We start from the raw sequence: 20,627 nt of genomic DNA on the forward strand, positions 1-20,627 counted from the left end.
GGTCACACCGGCGTCACGCGATGACATACGCCTCCATGGCGAAATACTCGGCGAGGCCGAGCTGGTCCAACTGCGCCGAGGTGGCCTTGTTGCGCTGCTCCACGCGTTGCCAGAATTCGCGGGCATCCTGTCCGGGAAACGGCGCCGAATCCTTCTGCGATTGATGCTTGAAGATCGCCTGGATCTTGAGCGTCAGCTCTTCCTGCGACAACGGGACGAGCACCGTGGCCTCGGTGACCGGCCACTCTTGCCACGCGCCACGATACAGCCAGACCTGCGGGGCCGTCGGCGCATCGGGGCCACTGTACACCTCGAGCACGGCGCGGTCGATCGCTTCCTTGCACATGCGATGCGTGCCGTGCGGATCGGACAAGTCGCCCGCCACGAAGATGATCTCGGGCTGCAACTCGCGCAGCAGCTCCGCCACAATCGCCACATCGGCGGGACCGATCGGATCCTTGCGAACCTTTCCGGTCTGATAGAAGGGCAGGTTGAGGAAGCGCGCGTGCTCGCGCGTGAGCCCCATCACTTCGATACCGCTCACGGCTTCGGATTCGCGGATGACGCGCTTGATGTCCTGCACTTCGGCGATATCCACCTGGCCGGCATGCTTGGCCTCGAGGAACTGATGCACCGTGTCGGCCAGGGTGCGAACCGCCGTCCCCTCGCCGATCCGCTCCTGGTCCAGTCGCACCAGAAAGTCCATGTAGCGGCGAACGTCGTGATCGAACACCGCGATGTTGCCGCTGGTCATGTACGCCACCGTCATCTCATTCTCGTTCTCCACGAACTTGCGGAGAATGCCACCCATCGAGATCACATCGTCATCGGGATGTGGCGAGAAGCACAGGGTCTTCATGCCGCGCGGCAGCTTGCTCTTTCCGCGGATTTTCGCGCCGAGGACATTGAACACGAGGCCGTTCACCGCGCCCGGAGACCCATGCCGCGCGACCAGCGACGACATCGAGTGCTCATCGTAGTCGTGTTGTGTGAGCTTGAGGATCGCCTTTTGGCAGCGTCCGGCTAACCACGTCACCGCGCGCACGGCGAGGGCATCGTCCCAGCGGACTTCATCGATCAGCCAGGGCGTCGCCACACGCGTGAGATCTGCCGCGGCCGCATCGTCCACGTAGAACGTCGTGTTCGGATGTCGCTGCAGGAACGTCGCCGCGACGGCCCGATCGATCTCCCCTTCGACGGATCGGCGGACCACACCTGATTTGTGTTCGCCCGTGGCGAGAATCGCGATCTCGCGCGCCTGCAGGATCGTCGCGATGCCCATGGTGATCGCTTCGCGTGGCACGTTTTCTTCACCGAAGAAATCCGCCGCGGCGTCGCGTCGCGTGACCGAATCGAGGTGCACGATGCGCGTCCGGCTGTGCTCACCGGATCCCGGTTCGTTGAAGCCGATATGCCCGGTCTTGCCGATGCCGAGCAGCTGAAAATCCACACCACCCGCCGCTAGAATCGCCGCCTCGTACCGCCCGCAAGCGTCATCGATCGCGGAGCGCTCCAGCGCGCCGTCCGGGATGTGCACATTGCCCGGATCGATGTCGACGTGCGAGAACAGGTTCTCCCACATGAACCGGTGATACGAGTGGATGCTGTCCGGCGACATCGGGTAGTACTCATCCAGATTGAACGAGATCACGTGGCTGAAGCTCAGCCCTTCCTCGCGATGCAGGCGAATGAGTTCCCGATACACACCGATCGGTGTCGAACCCGTCGCCAGCCCGAGCACGATCGACCGGCCGGCCGCTGCGCGCTCGCGCATCAGCGTCGCAATGCGCCCGGCCACCAGCCGCGCCATCGCTTCGTGCTCATCGATGATGATCGTGGGAATGCGCTCGCGCACAGTGCCGTTGATGTCGGGGTGCACGAAGATGGTGCCACTGACGCGCACAGGCCCGCCGCTCGACTCGAGCGTGCGGGCCTGCGAACCTTCAGTGGCCACCGGAGAACCGGAGGCCATGGTCATTGGAGTAGGTGTCGAGTCGTCGGCTCAGGCCGAGAAAGAACTGCCACAACCGCAACCGCCGGTTGAGTTCGGATTCTTGAACGTAAAGCCAGACCCCTGCATCGACGTGACGTAGTCGATCGTGGTGCCGCTGAGGTACTGCGCCGAAAACGGATCGACGAACAGCTTGATGCCCTCGAGCTCGAAGATCGTATCGTCTTCCGCGTTCTTGTCCTCGATCACCAACCCGTACTTGAAGCCGCTGCATCCGCCCGGCATCACGGACACGCGAAGACCACCCTGCTCGGGCGTGACGCCTTCCGCTTCCATGAACTTGCGGACTTCCGTCGCGGCCGTGGGCGTGAGAACCACCATGACATCCGGCTGCTGCATCGTGCTCATTGCTGTCCTCCGAAGCGGCCGGCTGACACCCCGGCCTGATGGAGCGCGCCGCCCGCACCCGATCGCACCCGCGATCGGCAACCGGGACAGCGTCGCGTCTAGCTGTGAGAAAAATAGCGAGTGAATCGCTCCCGTTCAAGAAAGCCCCACTCAAAACCATGATCATCGACCCGATTCACCACGCAACGCACCCACCACTGCGTCCGCCAATGCCGTACGGACACCGCCGATCTTCCGGTTCTCCCTCGTCGGATTCACCCGGTTGGTCAGAAGCAGAACAAACACCCCTTGAACCGGATCCATCCACAGCGACGTGCCCGTGAACCCGGTATGGCCGAACGCCATCGGAGAAAGGCGCGTGCCGGCCGAGTTAACCCCTGTTGGCGTCTCCCATCCCAGCGCCCGGCGCGAGATCGTCGAGTCCTGAAGACGCGTAAACGTGGCCACCGCCGCTGAATCGAATACCCGGACGCCATCCAGCGTTCCGTGGCGCAGGTACATGCGAGCGAAGCGCGCAAGGTCCTGCCCCGTGGAAAAGAGGCCCGCGTGCCCGGAAACGCCCCCAAGTCGGACGGCATTCTCGTCGTGCACTTCGCCGCGCACCTTTCGCTGACGCCACGGGTCTTGCTCGGTCGGCGCAATGCGCGGCAGCAGGGCAGCCGGCGGAAGGTAGCGTGTATCGGTCATGCCGAGCGGCGAGAACACGTGGGCGGAGTCATACTGCGCCAGTCGTTCGCCGCTGACCCGTTCCACCAGTTTGCCGAGCAGAATGAAGCCCAGATCGCTGTACACGTACCGAATGCCGGGCAGGGTATCCGGCGACGTGGCGAACAGCTGCCGCTCGGCTTCCTCCGGAGTCGCCGCCTCTTTGTACAGGGCACGCCAAGCCGGCATGCCCGACGAATGGGACAGCAGGTGGCGCACCGTGATGCGCTCGGCCCCCGGCGCCTTCCAGGCCGGCAGGTAGCGTACCACCGGGGAATCGAGCACAACGCGACCGGAGCCCACGAGCTGAATCATCGCGCTGGTCGTGCCGATCACCTTGGTCAGCGAGGCCAAATCCCAGATTGTGGTGGCCGATGGCCGCGTACCGTCGGCCACGTCGAGCCGACCAACTCCGTATTCGACGATGACGCCATCAGCCGTACCGACGGCCGCATAGGCGCCAGGGAACGCACTATCGGCAATCGCCCGCGTCAGCACGGCACGGACGCTGTCGCCGAGCCGCAGCGCTTGGTCGCGCGCGATGCCGGGCACCGGCGGCAAGTCGCGAGCGGCGGCGGCAGGCGTTGCACACCCGATCAGCACGCTCGCCGTCGCGGCCAGTGTGAAGAGGAATATGGCGCGCCGCTTGAGAAACACGTGATTCGGTGCGTTCGTGCAGTCGGCACCGCAGCCGGATGGGCCGGACAGCAGAGCAGGTCGGTAGGGATCCGGTCGGGTCATGTGTTCGCGGTAGGGCGGGATGCTGTGCGACCTGAGCGCAGCGGGATCTTCTGGAGGTTACGCGTGAAGGCGATCAAGACGCTGGTGCTGCTCTTTGTGGTATGTGTCGGGACGCTGGTGGCGGGATGCGCGCGCGGCGGTCGCCCCGACAATGCCCCGATGCCCGACGAGGGTATCGATGGAATGCCGATCGGAAACCGGAATCGCAAGGTCCGACCCGGTATTACCGTGCTGTTGGACGATAGCATCAAGCTGATCGCCGGCAAGCGTGTCGCCCTCGTGACCAACCAGACGGGCGTTGATGAGAAAGGACGTCGGTCCATCGACCTCCTGACGACGGACCCGCGCGCCCAGCGGGCCGGCGTGAAGTTGGTGCGACTGTTTGCTCCTGAGCACGGCGCCACGGGAACCGCCGATCGGCCGAATTTGAGCGACGAGAAGGACGAGAAGACCGGCCTCATCATCCACTCGCTGTATCAGAGTCGCACGATCGCGCCGCCCGACAGTTTGCTCACCGACGTTGATGTGCTGATCGTCGATCTCCAGGACATCGGGACACGTACCTGGACGTACGTCGGCGTCATGCTGTACTCGATGCAAGCGGGGGCGAAACGCGGCATTCCCGTGCTCGTGCTCGACCGACCGAACCCGATCACCGGCGCCCGGGCCGAAGGCGCCCTGCTCGACTCGGCACTGGCCAACGGCGAGATGCCGGTCGTCGGCAATCGCACGAATGGCTTCGCGCTCTATCCCATGCCGCTGCGTCATGGGTTGACCATGGGGGAGATGGCGCGCTTGTTTCAGGCTCAATTCAAGCTTGGCACGCGGCTCACCGTCGTGCCCATGCGGAATTGGCGCCGTGGCATGTGGTTCGACGAGACGGAGCTTCCGTGGGTGCGGCCATCGCCGAATATGCCGAATATCACCAGTGCGCTGCTGTATCCGGCGCTCGTGCCGTTCGAGTCGAGCAACGTGTCGGTCGGGCGCGGCACCGATGAACCGTTCCAGCGGTTCGGCGCCTCCTGGCTCCGCGCGGACTCTGTGACCCGGATGCTCGAGGACCTCTCGCTCACCGGCGTCAAGTTCAAGGCAGAGCGGTATACGCCCAACAAGCCGGGGGATGGCAAGTTTGCCGGGCGGTCGATACCAGGTATTCGGATTGAGGTGACCGACCGAGAGCGCGTCCAGCCCGCTCGCGTCGGTGCGGCGATCCTCTGGGCGCTCTCGCGGGTGCACAAAGACTCGCTCCGGCTCACGGCGGCCGGCTTCGACCAGCGCATGGGATCCGCCCGTGCCCGCGAGGCGTTGCTGGGCGGAGCCGACCCGGATGCGGTGATGGATCGCCAGTTGCCGGCAGTTATTGCGTTCGAAAAGGACGCCAGACGCTTTTATCTCTACCGTTGATGCTAGGGGAGTTCTAGCTTTCCACGGCTAGATACTTTCCGTTACCTCAGCGCGATCGAGATGCAATCACTGTGGAGCGCAGTCCAGCGCGGATACCTGCGAGTCATCGCCCCTGTGGCCGACTGGCTGGTCGCGCGGCGCGTGCGCCCCAATACGATCACCACCATCGGCACGATCTGCACGTGCACAGCCGGTGTGATTTTCGCGTCCGGGCACATCAGCGCTGGTGGATGGTTCTTGGGCCTCACCGCGCTCTTTGACGTGCTCGACGGTAATGTTGCCCGCCGCACCGGGCAGAGCACCGTTTTCGGAGCCTTCTACGACTCCACCCTTGATCGCGTAGCCGACGGCTTCCTCCTCGGAGGTCTGCTGATCTTCTACGCGACGCACCCGGTGCACGCCAGCCAGACCATGGTCATGGTCACGCTGGCCGCACTGATCGCCACCTTCCTTACGTCATATACGCGCGCCAGGGCCGAAGGGCTCGGACTCGATGCGAAGGTGGGCATGCTGCAACGCGCGGAGCGCATTACGCTGCTCTCAGCGCCACAGGCCTTCTTCGGCCTGGCGCTCAACGGATGGATCCTCGCCGGTATCGTTAGCCTGCTGGCCGTGACGGCGTGGATCACCGTGTTCCAGCGCATCAACTTCGTGTATCGCACGACCACTTCCCCTGGAGAATAAACGCAGTGTCCGACTCGAATCTCGGTAAGGCCACGTCACCAGCCCCGGCAACGGGGAAACTCGCCATTTTCACGCCGGGACTCGGCGCCGTAGCCACCACGTTTATCGCCGGCGTCGAGCGCGTGCGCCGCGGTCTCTCAGTGCCTATCGGTTCGCTTTCGCAGATGGCGACCATTCGCCTCGGCAAGCGCACTGACGGACGTAGCCCGCTGATCAAGGACTTCGTCTCCCTCGCAAAGCTCGACGATATCGTCTTTGGCGCGTGGGATCCAATTCCCGACAATGCCTACGAGTCTGCCGTGAATGCCGGCGTGCTCGAGAAGTCCGATATCGAGCCGATCGCCGAGTTCCTCAAGGGCATCAAGCCGATGCCGGCCGTGTTCGAAAGCCGCTACGTCACGCGCATCACGCGCGCAACCAACGTCAAGACCGGCAAGAACAAGCGTGACCTCGCTGAGCAGATTCGCGCCGACATCCGCAACGTCATGCAGAGCAGTGGCGCGACCCGTGGCGTGATGGTGTGGACCGGCTCGACCGAGACGTTCATCAGCCCGGGTCCGCAGCATCAGACCATCGAAGCGTTCGAAAAGGCGATGGAAGAGAATGACGATTCGATCGCACCCAGCATGCTCTACGCCTATGCCGCCATCATGGAAGGCATCCCGTACTGCAACGGTGCCCCGAATCTCTCGGCCGACTTCCCGGCGCTACTCGACCTCGCTATCGAGAAGGGCGTGCCGGTCTCCGGTAAGGATTTCAAGACCGGCCAGACGTGGATGAAGACCATCATCGCGCCGGGCCTCAAGGCGCGTATGCTCGGTCTCGAAGGGTGGTACTCCACCAACATCCTCGGCAATCGCGATGGTGAAGTGCTCGACGATCCCGCGTCGTTCAAGACCAAGGAAGCGTCGAAGCTGTCGGTGTTGCACACGATCCTGCAGCCGGAAGTGTACCCGGAGCTGTACAAGGATTTCTCGCACGTCGTGCGCATCAACTACTACCCGCCGCGCGGCGACAATAAGGAAGGTTGGGACAACATCGACATCAAGGGCTGGCTCGGCTACCCGATGCAGATCAAGATCAACTTCCTCTGCCGCGACTCCATCCTCGCCGCGCCCATGGTGCTCGACCTCGCGCTCTTCTCGGACTTCGCGATGCGTGCCGGCATGAAGGGCATTCAGGAATGGTTAAGCTTCTATTACAAAGCGCCGCAGACGGCACCGGGCCTCCAGCCGGAACATGATCTTTTCATCCAGCAGACGAAGCTGAAGAACACGCTGCGTCACCTCATGGGTGAAGAGCAGATCACGCACCTCGGGCTGGAATACTATCAATGATCGCAGAGCGCACGCGTCGTCTCCGTCGCGTGGTGGCACTCGCCGCAGCTGGCCTCGTCATGGCCGGCTGTGGAGGCGGGGGCAGCCCACCACCCACGAATGAACTCCGTTTCAAGACGGAGGACTTCGTCATTCGGGTGTCACCCGAGACCAAGCCGACGCGTGCGCTCGAACCGATTTACTGGCGCGTGATGGTGCACGATGTGAAAAGCGGGCTGCCCATTCAGGGCGGCGAAGGACGCATCTTCGGCACCAACCGCGATCGGAAGACCGTCTCCAACGGCCTCGCGGCCACCGAGGAGTTGGGGACGTATCGCAGCAACCTGATGTTCGTCACGGCCGGCATGTGGGCGATGGCGATTCAGTTCCGCCTCGATTCTACGAAGGTGCTCCAGAAGACGCCTGACTGGACGCAGGACATCATGTCCGCCGAGGAGCCTGGCGACTTCTCCCCGCCGGCGTCGTCGCGCCCGCCCGAACCACCACCGCGCGCAAAGGACAGCACGCGCAAGGAACCCTGAGGTATGCGACACTTTCATCGGACCTCGCTGACACCTGACACGGTGCTGGCGTCGGCCGATCGCTTCTTCGCAGCGCTCGGACTTTCTCGTGGTACCGTCGATGCCAGATCGCGCAGTTTCAGTGGTTCGCTCGGCACCCTCTCGCTCTCCGTGAAGATGGAAGGCGGACATTACACGTTCGTTGAAGTGCACACGGATCAGGTCGGCGAGAGTCGACTCGACAAGAACGTGAAGCGCTTCTTCAACGCCGTGCATCGCGCCGCCGACCCTCGGCACACGATCGAGGCCGGTTACTGATGGCGAAGGCGCGCACCGGCCGTGCTACTCCGGCCAATGGAGCGCGTCCCAGTGACGCGCTTTCTCGTGAGCGCAAGCTCGAACTGTATTACTGGATGAAGCTCACGCGGCAACTCGAAGAGCGCCTCGTGAATCTGTATCGGCAAACCAAGGTGGTCGGCGGGCTGTTTCGTTCACTCGGGCAGGAAGCCGACGCGGTCGGCAGCTGCTTCGCCCTCGAGCAGCGTGACGTGATGTCGCCGCTCATTCGCAATCTTGGGGCGATGCTCGTGAAAGGGGCGACGCCCGTCGAGGTGCTGAAGCAGTACATGGCCAAGGCCGACTCGCCCACGCGCGGTCGCGAGCTCAATATCCACTTTGGCGATATCGGCGCCGCTGGCGTCACCCGCGGATTTCTCGGACAGATCTCGCCGCTCGGCGATATGGTCCCGGTGATGACCGGCGTGACGATGTCCTTCAAGATGCGTGGTGAAGATCGCGTTGGGCTCGTGTATGTCGGCGACGGCGCCACCAGCACCGGAGCGTTCCACGAGGGCATCAACTTCGCCGCCGTGCAGAAGTGCCCGCTGGTGGTCATCGTCGAGAACAACGGCTATGCCTACTCCACGCCGACGCACAAGCAGACGGCGGCGAGATTCTTTGTCGACAAGGCGATCGGCTACGGCGTGCTCGGATTGCAGGCTGACGGTAACGACGTGCTGGCCACGTACGACGTGACCAAGACTGCCGTCGATCATGCGCGCGCGGGCAACGGTGTCGCGCTCGTCGAGTTGATCACGTATCGCCGGAAGGGACACGCCGAGCACGACAATCAGTCGTACGTGCCCGCGGGCGAAATCGAGAAGTGGGCCGAGGAGAACGATCCGATCGACCGGTACGTGCGGGTGCTGCTCGACGAATGGGGTGCGACCGACAGCGAGCTCGCGGCCATCGATGCGCGAATTCTGCGCGAGATCGATGAGGCCACCGATCTCGCCGAGTTGTCGGGCACGCCCGACGCTCGTGAGGCGCTGCTGGGCGTCTACGCCGAACCGCCTGCCGAGCAGCCTTTGTGGTTCCGGCGCGATGTCGATGCGGAATCGCTCGCCTACGGACAGGAACGTCCCGAAAGCTGGGGCACCTGGAGCGCCGATGGGGCAAAGCGAGCATGAGTGAGATCACCTATCTCGAGGCGATCCGCGAGGCGCTGTTCGAAGAGATGGATCGTGACCGCAATGTCTTCTGCATGGGCGAAGACATCGGTGCGTTCGGTGGCGCGTTTAAAGTCACGGAAGGACTGCTTGCGAAGTTCGGTGAACAGCGCGTGATCGACTCGCCCATCAGTGAGATCGCGCTCGTCGGTGCGGCGGCCGGTGCGGCGCACATGGGACTGCGCCCCGTGGTCGAGATGCAGTTCATCGACTTCATCGCGAACGCGTACGACATGCTCACCAACTATGTCGCCACTGCACGCTATCGCGCGTTCTTGCCGTGCCCGATGGTCGTGCGCGGTCCCAGTGGTGGCTACGTGCGTGGCGGCCCGTTCCATTCGCAGAATCCGGAGGCCGGCTTTCTGCATACGCCAGGGCTCAAGATCGTGTATCCGTCCACGGCGGCGGATGCCAAGGGCTTGATGAAGGCCGCCATTCGCGACGACGATTGCGTACTCTTCTTTGAACACAAGTATCTCTATCGTCGCGTGAAAGACGTCATGCCCGATGGCGATCACGTGGTGCCGATCGGCAAGGCTCGCGTGGCGCGTGAAGGGAGTGACGTGTCGATCGTGACGTACGCGTCGACCGTGTGGAAGGCCCTCGAAGCAGCCGATCTGTTGGCGGCCGAAGGCATCTCCGTAGAAGTGATCGACCTGCGTTCGCTCGCGCCGATGGATGATGAGGCGATCTTCCGCACCGTGAAGAAGACCAATCGGCTCCTGATCGTGCACGAAGACACGCGCACCGGTGGGATGGCTGGCGAAATTACCGCGCGCGTGAACGAAACCTGCTTCGCGTGGCTCGACGCACCCGTGTTGCGCGTCACGGCAGCGGACATCCCGCTCCCGTACGCTCCAGCCCTCGAAGATTACGTGTTGCCGCAGACCGCCGATATCGTTCGAGCGGTCCGGCGCCTGACTGCGTATTGATGACGACGACTTCAGCTGGTGATGCACAGACGCCCCTTCCCGAAGACCGTGTCGGTCGGAATATCGGGGTGGGATGTTTTACGGTTTTTATAGGTGGCGTAAGCGGCGCGATGGTTGGCGTCGGCATCGGGAAGTTGCTTGGCTTTTTCGCACGCTGTACCCCCATGGCGGGGTTGCCGGCCTGCGAATGGTGGGTGTACGCAGGTTACGGTGGTGCCTTCGGCGCGATAACGCTGCCGATTCTCGCCTTGTGGCGTTTGCGTCGCGCGGACCGCGCGGCCGACGCTGCTTCTTCAGATCGAGGATGATCGAGTGGCTCGTGTAGATGTCATCATGCCGCAGATGGGCGAGTCCATTGCGGAAGGAACCGTTTCGCGGTGGCTCAAAAAGGTCGGCGACAACGTCAAGCGCGACGAACCGCTCTTCGAGATCTCCACGGACAAGGTCGACGCCGAGATTCCCTCGCCGTCTGCCGGCGTCCTCATGGAGATCCTTGTCGGTGAAGGGCAGACCGTGGCGATTCAGACCGTCGTCGCGCGCCTTGAGACAGACGCGGCGGCAGCGGCTGCGACGCCGGCCTCGGCGCCAAGTGCTCCGGCCGCAGCACCAGCCCCAACACCAGCCGCAGCGCCAACGGCTGCATCGGTCGTGGCACCGTCCACGCCAGTCGCCGCTTCCGCGGCCCCGGCCGCCCCGTCAGCACCCGCCGGTTCGTTCGAGGAGCGCGTGCGGACCAAATCGTCGCCGCTCGTACGGAAGATGGCCGCGGAGCACGGTGTGGAGATCACCGGTATGAGCGGTAGCGGCATCGCCGGTCGCGTGACCCGAAAGGATCTTGACGCGTATCTCGCGGCGAAGCCTGCCACCGTCGCCGTGCCCGCTGCCGGTGCATCTATGCACGTGCCCGCTGGCATCGAACACCGCGGACCGCTGCCCACGCCGTGGGCGGGCGATATCGTCGAGCCGATGTCGAAGATCCGGAAGCTGACGTCGGATCACATGGCCCTCGCGATCAAGGTGGCCACGCACGTCACGTCATTCTTCGAAATCGACCTCACGCGCGTGGCGCGCATCCGAGCCGGTATGCGCAAGGAATTTGAAGCACAGACGGGCCAGAAGCTCACGTACCTGCCGTTCATCCTGCAGGCCGTGTGTACGCAGCTCAAGCGCCATCCCACGCTCAATGCAGCGGTCGCGGGCAACGACGTCATTCTCCGCAAGCAGATCAACCTCGGCATCGCCGTGGCGCTCGATCCGACCGGTCTCATCGTTCCCGTGCTCAAGCATGCCGACGAGCTCTCGCTCACCGGCCTCACGCGCGGAACCAACGACCTCGCCGCACGTGCGCGGAGCAAGAAGCTCAGCCCGACCGATGTTCAGGATTCGACCTTCACTATCACGAACCCCGGCGTCTTCGGCTCGCTTTTCGGCACCCCGATCATTCCGGTGGGTACAACGGCTATCCTTGGCCTTGGCGCCATCGAGAAGCGCGCGAAGGTGATTACCGGTCCGGATGGCGAAGACACGCTTGCGATTCGTACGTGTGCATATTTCTCGTTGTCGTTCGATCATCGCGTGATTGATGGCGCCGATGCGGATCGGTTCATGGCCGATCTCAAGAAGACGCTGGAGTCGGTTCCCGAAACCGGGTTCTGAGTCCGATATGGCACGCGTGCTGGCCATGCAGGAGTGCGTTGTTGCCCAGGCGGAGCGAGAAGCGTATTTGGCTGCCCTCGACATCCGCCGGGCGCGCGCCGCTGCCGTACCGGCACATTTTTGGGTCTTTGAACACGCCACCGAATCCGGACGTTTTGTCGAGTTCACGGAGGCCGCGAGCGATGACGCCATCGCCGCGGCCCATGAGCCAGGCCAGACGCCGGGGCTGTGGCGCGAAGTACAGGGAGGCTGATATGCCCGCGCGACGCATCACCGTTGATGGACGCGAATGGCAGGTGTACCCCTCCGGATTCCTCACCCAGTACGTGGGTGACGAGTTCGGATTGATTTTTGTGGCCGGTATGGGAGACGACCGCGATGTGCGGGTAACCCGGTATTCGCCAGTCGGGACGCGTGCGCGGGAGCAATCGCTCGCCGAGCTCGAGAATGAACAGCTGGTTGACCTCTTCCGCACGTCGCAGCCGGGCGCGCGCTCTCCAGAGGCAGGCTACCGCACGTGACCGGCTCGCCGGGCACATCGGGCCCGGAGACGATTTCGGGACGCGGCGAGTCCGCGCAATTCGTCGATCTGCAAGTGCACTCCACCGCATCGGACGGCGCGCTCTCGCCAGCCAAAGTCGTCGAAGCGGCGCGCGATGCGCAGCTGTATGCCATCGCCCTTACCGACCATGACACCGTCGATGGACTCCCGGAGGCGATCGCCGCCGGCGCCGAGTCCGGTGTGCGTATCATTGCCGGCGTCGAACTCAGTTCGCACTTCGACGATGAGGAACTGCACCTGCTCGGCCTGCACCTCTCGAACCAGGACGCCATGCGGTCGGCCCTCATCGAGCTGCAGGCCGGTCGCGTGGAGCGTGCAGTCAAGATTGTCGAGGTGCTCAATCGGCACAGCATTCCCGTAACGATGGACGCGGTACTCGCCGAAGCGGACAAGGGAGCGGTTGGTCGTCCGCATATCGCCCGCGCCATGGTCGCGGGCGGCTGGGTGCGTGATTTCCGTGAGGCGTTCGATCGTTGGATCGGTTTCGGACGTCCTGCGTACATGGCGAAAGATCGCTTTGACGTCGCGGACGCGATTGCGCTGGTACATCAGGCGGGCGGACTTTCGGTGTGGGCACATCCGGGAGACTCGGCAACACCGACGCGCATTCTGCGACTCGCCGACATGGGACTCGATGCCGTCGAGGTGTTGCACCCCAGCCATCCGCCGTCGCTGTCTCAGCGACTCTTCGACAACACGGAGAAGGCGGGTTTGCTGCCCAGCGGTGGTTCTGATTGGCACGGGACGCATGATGGACCGCGCCGTCTTGGAGGGCAGCTGGTGCCGAAGATCTGGCTTGACTGGCAGGAAGCGCGGGTCGCTGAGCGTGCCGCCGAGCGTGCCGCCGCCGGGCGAGCCTAATGGCGCGTCGTGTCGCGCTCGTCACTGGTGGCGCGCGTCGTGTCGGCGCGGAGATCGTGCGCAGCTTTGCAGTGCGCGGGTACGATGTCGTGCTGCACCACGGCAGCTCACCCGACGCCGCCAACGCGCTCACGGCTGAACTGCAGCGCGCGCACGACGTGCGCATCGAGATCGTGCAGGAGGATATTGCCGATGTGCACGCGCCGCAGCGTATCATCGATGCGGCCATGCGTGCCTTCGGCGCGCTGGATGTCGTCGTGAGCTCGGCGTCGGTCATGATGATGCATCCCTTCGACGCGGTCACGCCTGACGAGTGGGATCAGACGTCGGCGATCAATTTGCGCGCGCCGTTTTTCCTCATGCAAGCGGCCGCTCGGGTCATGCGTGACGGCGGCGTGATCGTGCAGTTGTCCGATCATCTCGCGTTCGAAGCCATCTTCCCGCATTTGATTCCGCATCAGGTCACGAAGTCCGCACTCACGCAGTTGGTGCGCACCACGGCCTCGGCCTTCGCGCCGCGCTTGCGCGTCAACGCGGTGGCGCCGGGGCTGGTGCTTCCGCCGGACGAACTCTCGGACGAGACGATCGAACGATTCCTGCGCGATGTGCCCTTGGGGCGTAGCGGCACCCCGCTCGATGTGGCGCAGGCGATCCACTTCTTGGTTGATGCGCCGTATGTTACCGGCATCGTACTGCCGGTTGACGGTGGGCGTCATCTGCGCCGCTGAGTCCCCGTGACGCACAGCGGGGAACTCGCCGCGCCACTGACCTACGGACGCATCGTCGTCATGGGCGGCGGTTGCTACGGGAGCTGGTACGCCCAGCAGCTCACACGAGCCGCCCAGCGTGGCGCACTGCAGGCACGAGAAGTCGTGGTGGTCGACCGCGATCCCGAGTGCCGCGTGGCCGCCTTGCAGCGCGCTGGTAGCTATGAGGGGTTACCACTCACGGTCGTCGGCGGCGAGTGGGACGCGTATGTCGCGGAATGGCTGGGGCAGGGGCCAGAGTCGCTGACTCACGACATGATGGTGCCCTCACCACTGATGCCCCACGTCTGTCTCGATTGGCTGATGGGACGCGCCCGGGCTCGGTGGCCGGAACGCCGTATTCGGGTTGCACCGCTCGAACAGGTCCCGCCCACCCCCTGGGAGAGGGCGTCGCCCGACGGCCGACACTATGTGAGCTTCGCCACATGGATGTGTCCGGTAAATTGCATCGAGCCCGCGCGCTGTCCCCACACGCGCGGTACACGCGACTGGAGCATGCCGCCGATGATGCAGCAATACGTCGACGACAACCCCTCGCTCCGCGGTCCCGTTATCTTTCACTGCATTCACCGCACGTACGGCGTTGGCATGATCGACGCCGCCACGATCGCGGACGCTGATCGGCAACTCGCCGCATGGGGCGCCTCCGGCCCCTGTGCTGTGCTCGTCGGAACGGTCTCGCACTGTCACGGCGCACTGGGTGTGTTGGCGATCGATTGAGGTCTCTTTCTTCTCTCGACGACATGCCCGACTCACGTCCCGAAAACATCGTCATCATCGGCTCCGGTCCTGCCGCGTGGACGGCCGCGATCTATGCGGCGCGCGCGAACCTGAATCCGATCGTCTTCGAAGGCGAACCGATTGGCACCGAGCTTCCCGGTGGTCAGCTCATGCTGACCACCGATATCGAGAACTTCCCTGGCTTTCCCGAAGCCATCAGCGGCCCCGATCTCATGGATCGTATGCGGGCGCAGGCCGTTCATCACGGCGCCCGCGTTGTATCCGAGCTGGTGAAGCAGGTGCACCTGGCGTCCAAGCCGTTCGGCATTGTGCCGAATTATTCGGCGCCGATCACGGCGCACACCGTCATCGTCGCGACCGGTGCGGCGGCGAAGTGGATCGGCCTCGACAACGAGCTGCGACTGGCCGTCTCGGGCGGCGGCGTCTCCGCCTGCGCGGTCTGCGACGGCGCCATGCCGTTTTATCGTCACAAGCGGCTCGCCGTCGTCGGCGGCGGTGATACGGCCATGGAAGAGGCCACGTATCTCACCAAGTTCGCCAGCGAAGTGGTCGTCATTCATCGTCGCGACAGCTTCCGCGCGTCGAAGGTCATGGCCAATCGCGTGCTCGATCACCCCAAGGTGCGCGTCATCTGGAACACGGCGGTGACCGACGTGTTGGGCGATGACTTCATCACCGGACTGCAACTCACCGATACCGTGACGGGCGCGGTGAGCAATATCGAAGTCGGGGGACTGTTCGTCGCCATCGGACACACGCCGAACACGAAGTTCTTGCAGGGGCAGCTCGACACCACCGAACACGGATACATCAAAGTCTCGTCGTGGCGCACGGAAACGAATGTGCCCGGCGTGTTCGCTGCCGGTGACGTCATCGACGACTATTATCGCCAGGCGATCACCTCTGCCGGTACCGGATGCATGGCGGCGCTCGAGGCTGAGCGTTGGCTCGCGCATCATGGCATCGGGGAGTCGCCCGTCCTGGAGACGGCGGAAGCACCCGTTCCTGTGATTCCGGAATCAACGTTTCCGTGAGCACGTTGACGCTGCAGCAGCTCACCGTCGGTCCGCTGCAGGAGAACTGCTGGTTGATCGCGGATCCGGTGAGTGGGAAGGCCGTGCTCGTCGATCCAGGCGACGAGGCTGACCACCTACTGGCCGCGGTGGATGCCAGCGGGTGTACACTCGATGCCATCTGGCTCACGCACGCGCACTTCGATCACGTCGGCGGAGTCGCTGGGATCATCGCCCAGCGTCCCGTTCCGATCTGGGTTCATCCGGCCGACGCGTTCTTCTACGCGAATGCGGCAAGTAACGCCGCCCGGTGGGGCGTTGTCATCGACGACCCGCCGCCGGCCGACCACGATCTTGCGGAAGGCGACCGGGTGCGACTCGGCGACTACCAGTTCGACGTCTGGCATCTGCCGGGGCACGCGCCGGGTCACGTCGCGTTCATCGGACACGGCCTCTGCTTTTCCGGCGATGTGTTGTTCGCTGGCTCGATTGGCCGGACCGATCTTCCGTTGTGCGACCCGACGGCGATGCACCAGTCCCTGATGAGGATGGCGACACTTGGCGTCGAGACTCGGGTATTTCCCGGTCACGGTGTTGCTACTACGGTAGGGCGCGAGTTGGCGTCCAATCCCTTCCTGCGCGGTGCCGCCAGACCACTCGGCGCCTGAGCACGCTTTCTTCTTCCGGCTTTCGTATGTCGCTGCCTTTGCCTCCTCGCTTCAGTCCGCTCGCCGTGGCCCTCTTGAGCGCCGCCGTGCTGACCGCGTGTTCGAGCATCACCGAGAACACCACGACGCTCACCAAGTACGGCGCGGTCACGATCACGGGGAAAAACGCCCCCGCGGGTCGCGCTTCGGCGACCATCAACGCGGTGTTCTTTCAGGGGCTCTCGGCGACCGCGCCGAACAGTGCGCTGCAGCAGGGTGATCAGTGCGCCTATGCCCTCATCGACAGCACGACGGGCGCAGCGACTGGTTCGCTCAAGGTCGGCGAGAGTCTTGCCCTTACCTTTGCCGGCAGCAGCGTCGCGTTGCCGTTCTCGACGGCCTTCTCACGCTACGAGCCCGCCACCGGCGCGGCGCTGACCTACGCCGCAGGCGATGCGGCCACGCTGAACGTGCCCGGACTGGCCGGAACGTTCCCGGCGGCCGCCATCACCGTCAAGCTGGCCGAACCAATCATCCCGGGACGGCTCGTAGTTCCGGCCAGTGGTTCGCCCCTCGACGTGACTTGGAACGCAACCAACGACCCTTCGGCCGCGATCATCCTGTCGGTGCGGTACGGGGCGACGGCCACGTCGACGGTTCAGAATGAACAGATCTACTGCGCGCTCAAGGACGACGGCGCGTTTCAAGTCCCTGCATCTGGTCTTGGAGCGTTTCTCGCATCGCCCAGTGCATTGCGCTCGGCGACGCTGATTCGCTGGCGTACCCAGGAGGCGCGTCCCGACTCCACCAGCTTGCTGCACATCGTCTCGACGGTCGATACGATCGTACGCTTCCCCTGATCGCTTTGCCGCGGTGAACCCGGTGGCCACTCGCATCGAGAAGGACCCCCTTGGTGAATTACCGGTGCCCGTTGAGGCGCTGTACGGAGTGCAAACGCTTCGTGCGGCCCTGAACTTTCCGATCAGTGGCCTGCGCCCGCTCGAGCCCTTCGTGATCGCGCAGGTGTGGATCAAGAAGGCGGCGGCAATGACGCATCGGGACACCGGTCGGCTCGATGCTCGTCGCGCCGATGCCATCATTGCGGCCGCCGATGAAGTGCTGGCGGGGCAGCACCGCGACCAGTTTATCGTAGATCCGTATCAGGCGGGCGCCGGTACGTCGCACAACATGAACGTGAACGAAGTGCTCGCCAATCGCGCCAACGAGTTGCTCGGTGGCGTGCGTGGTACGTATGCGCCGGTACACCCGAACGACCATGTCAACATGGCGCAGAGCACCAATGATACGATTCCCACGAACATCCGATTGGCCGTGCTGCGACAGCTGCCGGCGCTGTTGGTATCCATCGATGCGTTGCACGCAGCGCTGGCGAGCAAGGGTGTAGAGTTCGACGGTATCGTGAAGGCCGGGCGCACGCATCTGCAGGATGCGATGCCGATTCGGCTTGGGCAGGAGTTCACCGCGTACGCTGGAACGCTCGCGCGGTGCCGCAAGCGGATTGTCGAGGCGGCGGACTACCTCAATGACCTCGGAATCGGTGGTTCTGCCGTAGGCACTGGTGTAACCGTGGAGCCCGAGTATCCCGCGCGCATGAACGACCACCTGCGAGCGATCACCGGCATCAGCAGCCTCCGCATTGGCGTCGATCGCATTCAGCTCATGCAAAGCATGGGTGATGCGGCCGCGTTCTCGGCATCGCTGCGCGGGCTCGCCCTCGACCTCTCGAAGATCGCGAGCGATCTGCGGCTCATGGTGTCAGGCCCGCGCACGGGGCTCGACGAAATCGCGCTGCCGGCTGTACAACCAGGTTCGTCCATCATGCCCGGCAAGATCAACCCGTCGATCCCGGAGATGGTGAATCAGGTCTGCTTTCAGGTCATCGGATGCGACACCACCGTGGCGATCGCTGCCGAACACGGTCAGCTCGAACTCAACGTCATGATGCCGGTCATCGCGCACAACGTGCTGCTCTCCGTGCAGATCCTCACGAACGCGATCGGCATCTTCAGTGCGCGCTGTGTCGAAGGCATCGTCGCCCACGCCGCGATGTGCGAGTACTGGGTTGAGCGATCGGCGGCGCTCGCCACCGCGCTCATGCCGCAGATCGGTTACGCGGCCGCGGCGGATATCTCGAAGCGTTCGGTTAAAGAGGGTACGCTGATTCGTGAGCTGGTGGCCAGCGAGCGCATCCTGCCGCCCGACGAGCTCGACGCCGTCCTCGATCTCCGGAAGATGACCGAGATCGGGGTCCCTTCCGGCAAGCACGGCTCCTCCGCCTCTGGCTGAGTACGCCCCCGCCGGTGGCTTTTCCGCCGGAGAACTTGTCCATGCGACCGGGGAACCGTAGACTCGACATATGCGCATTACGACGTGGGCGGAATACGGACTCATTTGTGCCTTGCATCTCGCGCGCCGCGCGGGAACCGGGCCGGTCACGGGACGCGACGTCGCAGCTCGTGAGCGATTGCCGGGCGACTACGTCGAGCAGATCCTCCTGCGGATGCGCCGCGCCGGAATCGTCAACAGCACCCGCGGAGCACGCGGCGGGTACTCGCTCGCCCGTACGCCTGACGCCATCTCCGTGCGTGATGTGATTCAAGCCTCTGAGCTCACGACGTTCGACCTGCATTGTGTCAGTCATCCGGTCGACGCTGAACGCTGCGCCGCGGCCGAGAATTGCAGCATCCGCCCCGTCTGGCTGCTCCTTCAGCAGCGTATCGACGAGGTACTCGAAGGCGTGAAACTCAGTGACCTCTTGACCGACGAAGCATCGGTCCGGGACCGCGTTGGACTGCCGCCATACGCGGCTGTGCCGGATCTTCCCGGCGCGTTGCCGATTCTGCAGGGCTGACGACGCCAATGGGTCTTTGGACGGAGTGGCGCGCGCAGCGCGAACGGAGCCGTCGGGCGTCCGCGTACCTCGGCCAATTGCTGCGTTCGCCCGAGCATACCGACATCGCGTGGCTCGCGTCCCTCGGCGTTTCAGAAGCCGTCGCCCTGCGGGAGCTCACGTTCGCCAAGCGGGCTATTGGTTTGGTCGTGGCTGAGCGCGACGCGCTCGACGACCGGACCGCGTCTGACGTGGCGCACCAGCTGGCCCCCGTCATCAGTCGGGAGGCACGGGCAACCGTGGGCCTTGGCCGTGAATGGGGCGAGCGCTGGCGGGCCTATACCGCCGCGTTGGCGGTGCGCGGGAACGTGGAGTCGCCGGCCACACGGCTCGCTCGAGTCCTGCTGGGCGGTGCTGGCATTCACGATCCGTCCACGGAGCAGCTGGTTCGGGCGACTCAATTCGTGAACGAGACCCGCGGGGCCGCCAACGTCGTGCTCCGTGACGTATTCGGGGTCGCTTCGCTCCCCGAGGACATCCGGCCCTCCGCGCTGCGCGGCTGACCCGATCGGTCGTCCGCCACGGACTGCTGAACCGTACAGACGCGAAAAAGGGGAAAGCTGGCTGATGCCATCTTTCCCCTTTCTTCGTCTAATCATCGAGTGCCGAAGGCCGGACTCGAACCGGCACATCCTTGCGGATACTGCGACCTGAACGCAGCGCGTCTACCAATTCCACCACTCCGGCAGCTGCTGACGTCGAGCACGAGAACAGCGTTCCGTACACGATTACAGCAGGGCCGTAAAGAATAGATCGAAGATGCCCCCGAAGTCAACGCCCTCGCGCACTCTTCGTGCGTGTCGGGGTATTACGTTTCCGTACAGTATGGCAAACACCGACACTGAAGAACCCACTGAACTCATCGCGCGGAATAAGCGCGCGCGGCACGACTACGAAATCCTGGACACCTGGGAGTGCGGAGTCGTGCTGACCGGCACGGAGGTCAAGGCGCTCCGCGAGGGGCGGGCGAACCTGACCGACGCCTTCGGGGTGATCAAGGACAACGAGGTGTTCCTGCTCAACCTGCATATCGGTTCGTACGGGCAGGGCAACGTGTTCAATCACGAACCCACGCGCACGCGTAAGTTGCTCATGCACCGCCGTGAAATTCGTCGACTGATCGGCGCCGTCGAGCGGCAGGGACTCACCCTCGTGCCACTCGATCTGTACTTCAAGAGCGGCCGCGTGAAGGCGCGCCTCGCGCTCGTGCGCGGCAAGCAGCAGCACGACAAGCGCGAGGACCTCAAGAAGCGCGACGCCGAGCGTGAGATCGCGCGTGCGCTTAACAAGCGTTGAGTA

23 protein-coding genes and 1 tRNA gene are annotated in these 20,627 nt (G+C 64.0%); 20 read left to right on the forward strand and 4 right to left on the reverse strand.

Translation table 11 applies throughout. From position 1 onward, the window contains the following. Positions 1-13 precede the first annotated feature (13 nt). From nagB to HKW67_RS04315, 3 genes are all read right to left on the reverse strand, one after another. Positions 14-1,972 (reverse strand): glucosamine-6-phosphate deaminase, encoded by a 1,959-nt coding sequence (gene nagB, locus HKW67_RS04305; RefSeq protein WP_230981117.1) that lies wholly within the window; start codon positions 1,970-1,972, stop codon positions 14-16. Positions 1,973-2,002: 30 nt separating this feature from the next. After that, positions 2,003-2,359 carry an iron-sulfur cluster insertion protein ErpA gene (erpA, locus tag HKW67_RS04310; protein ID WP_230981118.1) on the reverse strand — a complete coding sequence of 119 codons (357 nt, stop codon included), beginning with the start codon at positions 2,357-2,359 and terminating at the stop codon, positions 2,003-2,005. A 162-nt stretch (positions 2,360-2,521) separates the two neighbouring features. Continuing rightward, positions 2,522-3,805, reverse strand: a complete 1,284-nt coding sequence (locus HKW67_RS04315) for a serine hydrolase domain-containing protein (RefSeq protein ID WP_171224222.1) — start codon at positions 3,803-3,805, stop codon at positions 2,522-2,524. A gap of 63 nt (positions 3,806-3,868) precedes the next feature. On the opposite strand from HKW67_RS04315, the gene HKW67_RS04320 reads away from it, so the two are divergent. The 19 genes from HKW67_RS04320 (at position 3,869) to HKW67_RS04410 (ending at position 19,831) form a co-directional block, all read left to right on the forward strand. Then, complete coding sequence (locus HKW67_RS04320) at positions 3,869-5,209, forward strand: exo-beta-N-acetylmuramidase NamZ family protein (protein WP_171224223.1); 1,341 nt, start codon at positions 3,869-3,871, stop codon at positions 5,207-5,209. 114 nt (positions 5,210-5,323) lie between these two features. After that, positions 5,324-5,893, forward strand: a complete 570-nt coding sequence (locus HKW67_RS04325) for a CDP-alcohol phosphatidyltransferase family protein (RefSeq protein ID WP_171224224.1) — start codon at positions 5,324-5,326, stop codon at positions 5,891-5,893. 5 nt (positions 5,894-5,898) lie between these two features. Next, entirely contained in the window at positions 5,899-7,230 is a 1,332-nt protein-coding gene (locus HKW67_RS04330) for an inositol-3-phosphate synthase (protein WP_171224225.1), read from the forward strand. Beyond that, the gene (locus HKW67_RS04335) at positions 7,227-7,751 is read left to right on the forward strand and encodes a hypothetical protein (RefSeq protein ID WP_171224226.1); all 525 of its coding nucleotides are present in this window, start codon (positions 7,227-7,229) and stop codon (positions 7,749-7,751) included. Before HKW67_RS04330 ends, HKW67_RS04335 begins: the two co-directional genes overlap by 4 nt. A gap of 3 nt (positions 7,752-7,754) precedes the next feature. Next, positions 7,755-8,048: a hypothetical protein gene (locus HKW67_RS04340; protein ID WP_171224227.1), complete on the forward strand. Its 294-nt coding sequence runs from the start codon at positions 7,755-7,757 to the stop codon at positions 8,046-8,048. Then, a complete protein-coding gene (locus HKW67_RS04345; RefSeq protein WP_171224228.1) occupies positions 8,048-9,199 on the forward strand; it encodes a thiamine pyrophosphate-dependent dehydrogenase E1 component subunit alpha in 1,152 nt (383 codons plus the stop codon). The genes HKW67_RS04340 and HKW67_RS04345 overlap by 1 nt, the downstream gene beginning before the upstream one ends. After that, a complete protein-coding gene (locus HKW67_RS04350) occupies positions 9,196-10,170 on the forward strand; it encodes an alpha-ketoacid dehydrogenase subunit beta (RefSeq protein WP_171224229.1) in 975 nt (324 codons plus the stop codon). The genes HKW67_RS04345 and HKW67_RS04350 overlap by 4 nt, the downstream gene beginning before the upstream one ends. Positions 10,171-10,482: 312 nt before the next feature. Further along, on the forward strand, positions 10,483-11,826 hold the full coding sequence (locus HKW67_RS04355; protein ID WP_206044601.1) for a dihydrolipoamide acetyltransferase family protein: 1,344 nt from the start codon (positions 10,483-10,485) through the stop codon (positions 11,824-11,826). A 7-nt stretch (positions 11,827-11,833) separates the two neighbouring features. Beyond that, positions 11,834-12,079, forward strand: a complete 246-nt coding sequence (locus HKW67_RS04360; protein WP_171224230.1) for a hypothetical protein — start codon at positions 11,834-11,836, stop codon at positions 12,077-12,079. A 1-nt stretch (position 12,080) separates the two neighbouring features. Further along, the gene (locus HKW67_RS04365; protein WP_171224231.1) at positions 12,081-12,347 is read left to right on the forward strand and encodes a hypothetical protein; all 267 of its coding nucleotides are present in this window, start codon (positions 12,081-12,083) and stop codon (positions 12,345-12,347) included. Next, positions 12,344-13,249 (forward strand): PHP domain-containing protein, encoded by a 906-nt coding sequence (locus HKW67_RS04370; RefSeq protein WP_171224232.1) that lies wholly within the window; start codon positions 12,344-12,346, stop codon positions 13,247-13,249. Before HKW67_RS04365 ends, HKW67_RS04370 begins: the two co-directional genes overlap by 4 nt. Beyond that, positions 13,249-13,977 (forward strand): SDR family oxidoreductase, encoded by a 729-nt coding sequence (locus HKW67_RS04375; RefSeq protein ID WP_171224233.1) that lies wholly within the window; start codon positions 13,249-13,251, stop codon positions 13,975-13,977. Before HKW67_RS04370 ends, HKW67_RS04375 begins: the two co-directional genes overlap by 1 nt. A 6-nt stretch (positions 13,978-13,983) precedes the next feature. Then, positions 13,984-14,736, forward strand: coding sequence for a hypothetical protein (locus tag HKW67_RS04380; protein WP_171224234.1), 753 nt, complete (start codon positions 13,984-13,986; stop codon positions 14,734-14,736). A gap of 23 nt (positions 14,737-14,759) precedes the next feature. Next, positions 14,760-15,791, forward strand: coding sequence for a thioredoxin-disulfide reductase (gene trxB, locus HKW67_RS04385; protein WP_171224235.1), 1,032 nt, complete (start codon positions 14,760-14,762; stop codon positions 15,789-15,791). After that, on the forward strand, positions 15,788-16,438 hold the full coding sequence (locus HKW67_RS04390; RefSeq protein ID WP_230981119.1) for an MBL fold metallo-hydrolase: 651 nt from the start codon (positions 15,788-15,790) through the stop codon (positions 16,436-16,438). The genes trxB and HKW67_RS04390 overlap by 4 nt, the downstream gene beginning before the upstream one ends. 26 nt (positions 16,439-16,464) lie before the next feature. Continuing rightward, a complete protein-coding gene (locus HKW67_RS04395) occupies positions 16,465-17,277 on the forward strand; it encodes a hypothetical protein (protein ID WP_171224236.1) in 813 nt (270 codons plus the stop codon). A 22-nt stretch (positions 17,278-17,299) separates the two neighbouring features. Then, the gene (locus HKW67_RS04400; RefSeq protein ID WP_171224237.1) at positions 17,300-18,724 is read left to right on the forward strand and encodes an aspartate ammonia-lyase; all 1,425 of its coding nucleotides are present in this window, start codon (positions 17,300-17,302) and stop codon (positions 18,722-18,724) included. Positions 18,725-18,794: 70 nt separating this feature from the next. Beyond that, positions 18,795-19,289 carry an RrF2 family transcriptional regulator gene (locus tag HKW67_RS04405; protein ID WP_171224238.1) on the forward strand — a complete coding sequence of 165 codons (495 nt, stop codon included), beginning with the start codon at positions 18,795-18,797 and terminating at the stop codon, positions 19,287-19,289. Between the two features lie 8 nt (positions 19,290-19,297). Then, positions 19,298-19,831, forward strand: coding sequence for a hypothetical protein (locus tag HKW67_RS04410; RefSeq protein WP_171224239.1), 534 nt, complete (start codon positions 19,298-19,300; stop codon positions 19,829-19,831). A 100-nt stretch (positions 19,832-19,931) separates the two neighbouring features. Here HKW67_RS04410 and HKW67_RS04415 read toward each other — a convergent pair. Beyond that, positions 19,932-20,015 (reverse strand) — tRNA-Leu (locus HKW67_RS04415). Between the two features lie 138 nt (positions 20,016-20,153). Here HKW67_RS04415 and smpB point away from each other — a divergent pair. Further along, positions 20,154-20,624 (forward strand): SsrA-binding protein SmpB, encoded by a 471-nt coding sequence (smpB, locus tag HKW67_RS04420; RefSeq protein ID WP_171224240.1) that lies wholly within the window; start codon positions 20,154-20,156, stop codon positions 20,622-20,624. Positions 20,625-20,627 lie beyond the last annotated feature (3 nt).

Source organism: Gemmatimonas groenlandica (assembly GCF_013004105.1).
GTDB lineage: Bacteria > Gemmatimonadota > Gemmatimonadetes > Gemmatimonadales > Gemmatimonadaceae > Gemmatimonas > Gemmatimonas groenlandica.

Excerpts from the sequence above, each read along its gene's own strand:
- nagB (WP_230981117.1), bottom strand. The coding sequence starts at position 1,972 with ATGGCCTCCGGTTCTCCGGTGGCCACTGAAGGTTCGCAGGCCCGCACG.
- erpA (WP_230981118.1), bottom strand. The coding sequence starts at position 2,359 with ATGAGCACGATGCAGCAGCCGGATGTCATGGTGGTTCTCACGCCCACG.
- HKW67_RS04315 (WP_171224222.1), bottom strand. The coding sequence starts at position 3,805 with ATGACCCGACCGGATCCCTACCGACCTGCTCTGCTGTCCGGCCCATCC.
- HKW67_RS04335 (WP_171224226.1), top strand. The coding sequence starts at position 7,227 with ATGATCGCAGAGCGCACGCGTCGTCTCCGTCGCGTGGTGGCACTCGCC.
- HKW67_RS04340 (WP_171224227.1), top strand. The coding sequence starts at position 7,755 with ATGCGACACTTTCATCGGACCTCGCTGACACCTGACACGGTGCTGGCG.
- HKW67_RS04345 (WP_171224228.1), top strand. The coding sequence starts at position 8,048 with ATGGCGAAGGCGCGCACCGGCCGTGCTACTCCGGCCAATGGAGCGCGT.
- HKW67_RS04350 (WP_171224229.1), top strand. The coding sequence starts at position 9,196 with ATGAGTGAGATCACCTATCTCGAGGCGATCCGCGAGGCGCTGTTCGAA.
- HKW67_RS04360 (WP_171224230.1), top strand. The coding sequence starts at position 11,834 with ATGGCACGCGTGCTGGCCATGCAGGAGTGCGTTGTTGCCCAGGCGGAG.
- HKW67_RS04365 (WP_171224231.1), top strand. The coding sequence starts at position 12,081 with ATGCCCGCGCGACGCATCACCGTTGATGGACGCGAATGGCAGGTGTAC.
- HKW67_RS04375 (WP_171224233.1), top strand. The coding sequence starts at position 13,249 with ATGGCGCGTCGTGTCGCGCTCGTCACTGGTGGCGCGCGTCGTGTCGGC.
- trxB (WP_171224235.1), top strand. The coding sequence starts at position 14,760 with ATGCCCGACTCACGTCCCGAAAACATCGTCATCATCGGCTCCGGTCCT.
- HKW67_RS04395 (WP_171224236.1), top strand. The coding sequence starts at position 16,465 with ATGTCGCTGCCTTTGCCTCCTCGCTTCAGTCCGCTCGCCGTGGCCCTC.
- HKW67_RS04405 (WP_171224238.1), top strand. The coding sequence starts at position 18,795 with ATGCGCATTACGACGTGGGCGGAATACGGACTCATTTGTGCCTTGCAT.
- HKW67_RS04410 (WP_171224239.1), top strand. The coding sequence starts at position 19,298 with ATGGGTCTTTGGACGGAGTGGCGCGCGCAGCGCGAACGGAGCCGTCGG.
- smpB (WP_171224240.1), top strand. The coding sequence starts at position 20,154 with ATGGCAAACACCGACACTGAAGAACCCACTGAACTCATCGCGCGGAAT.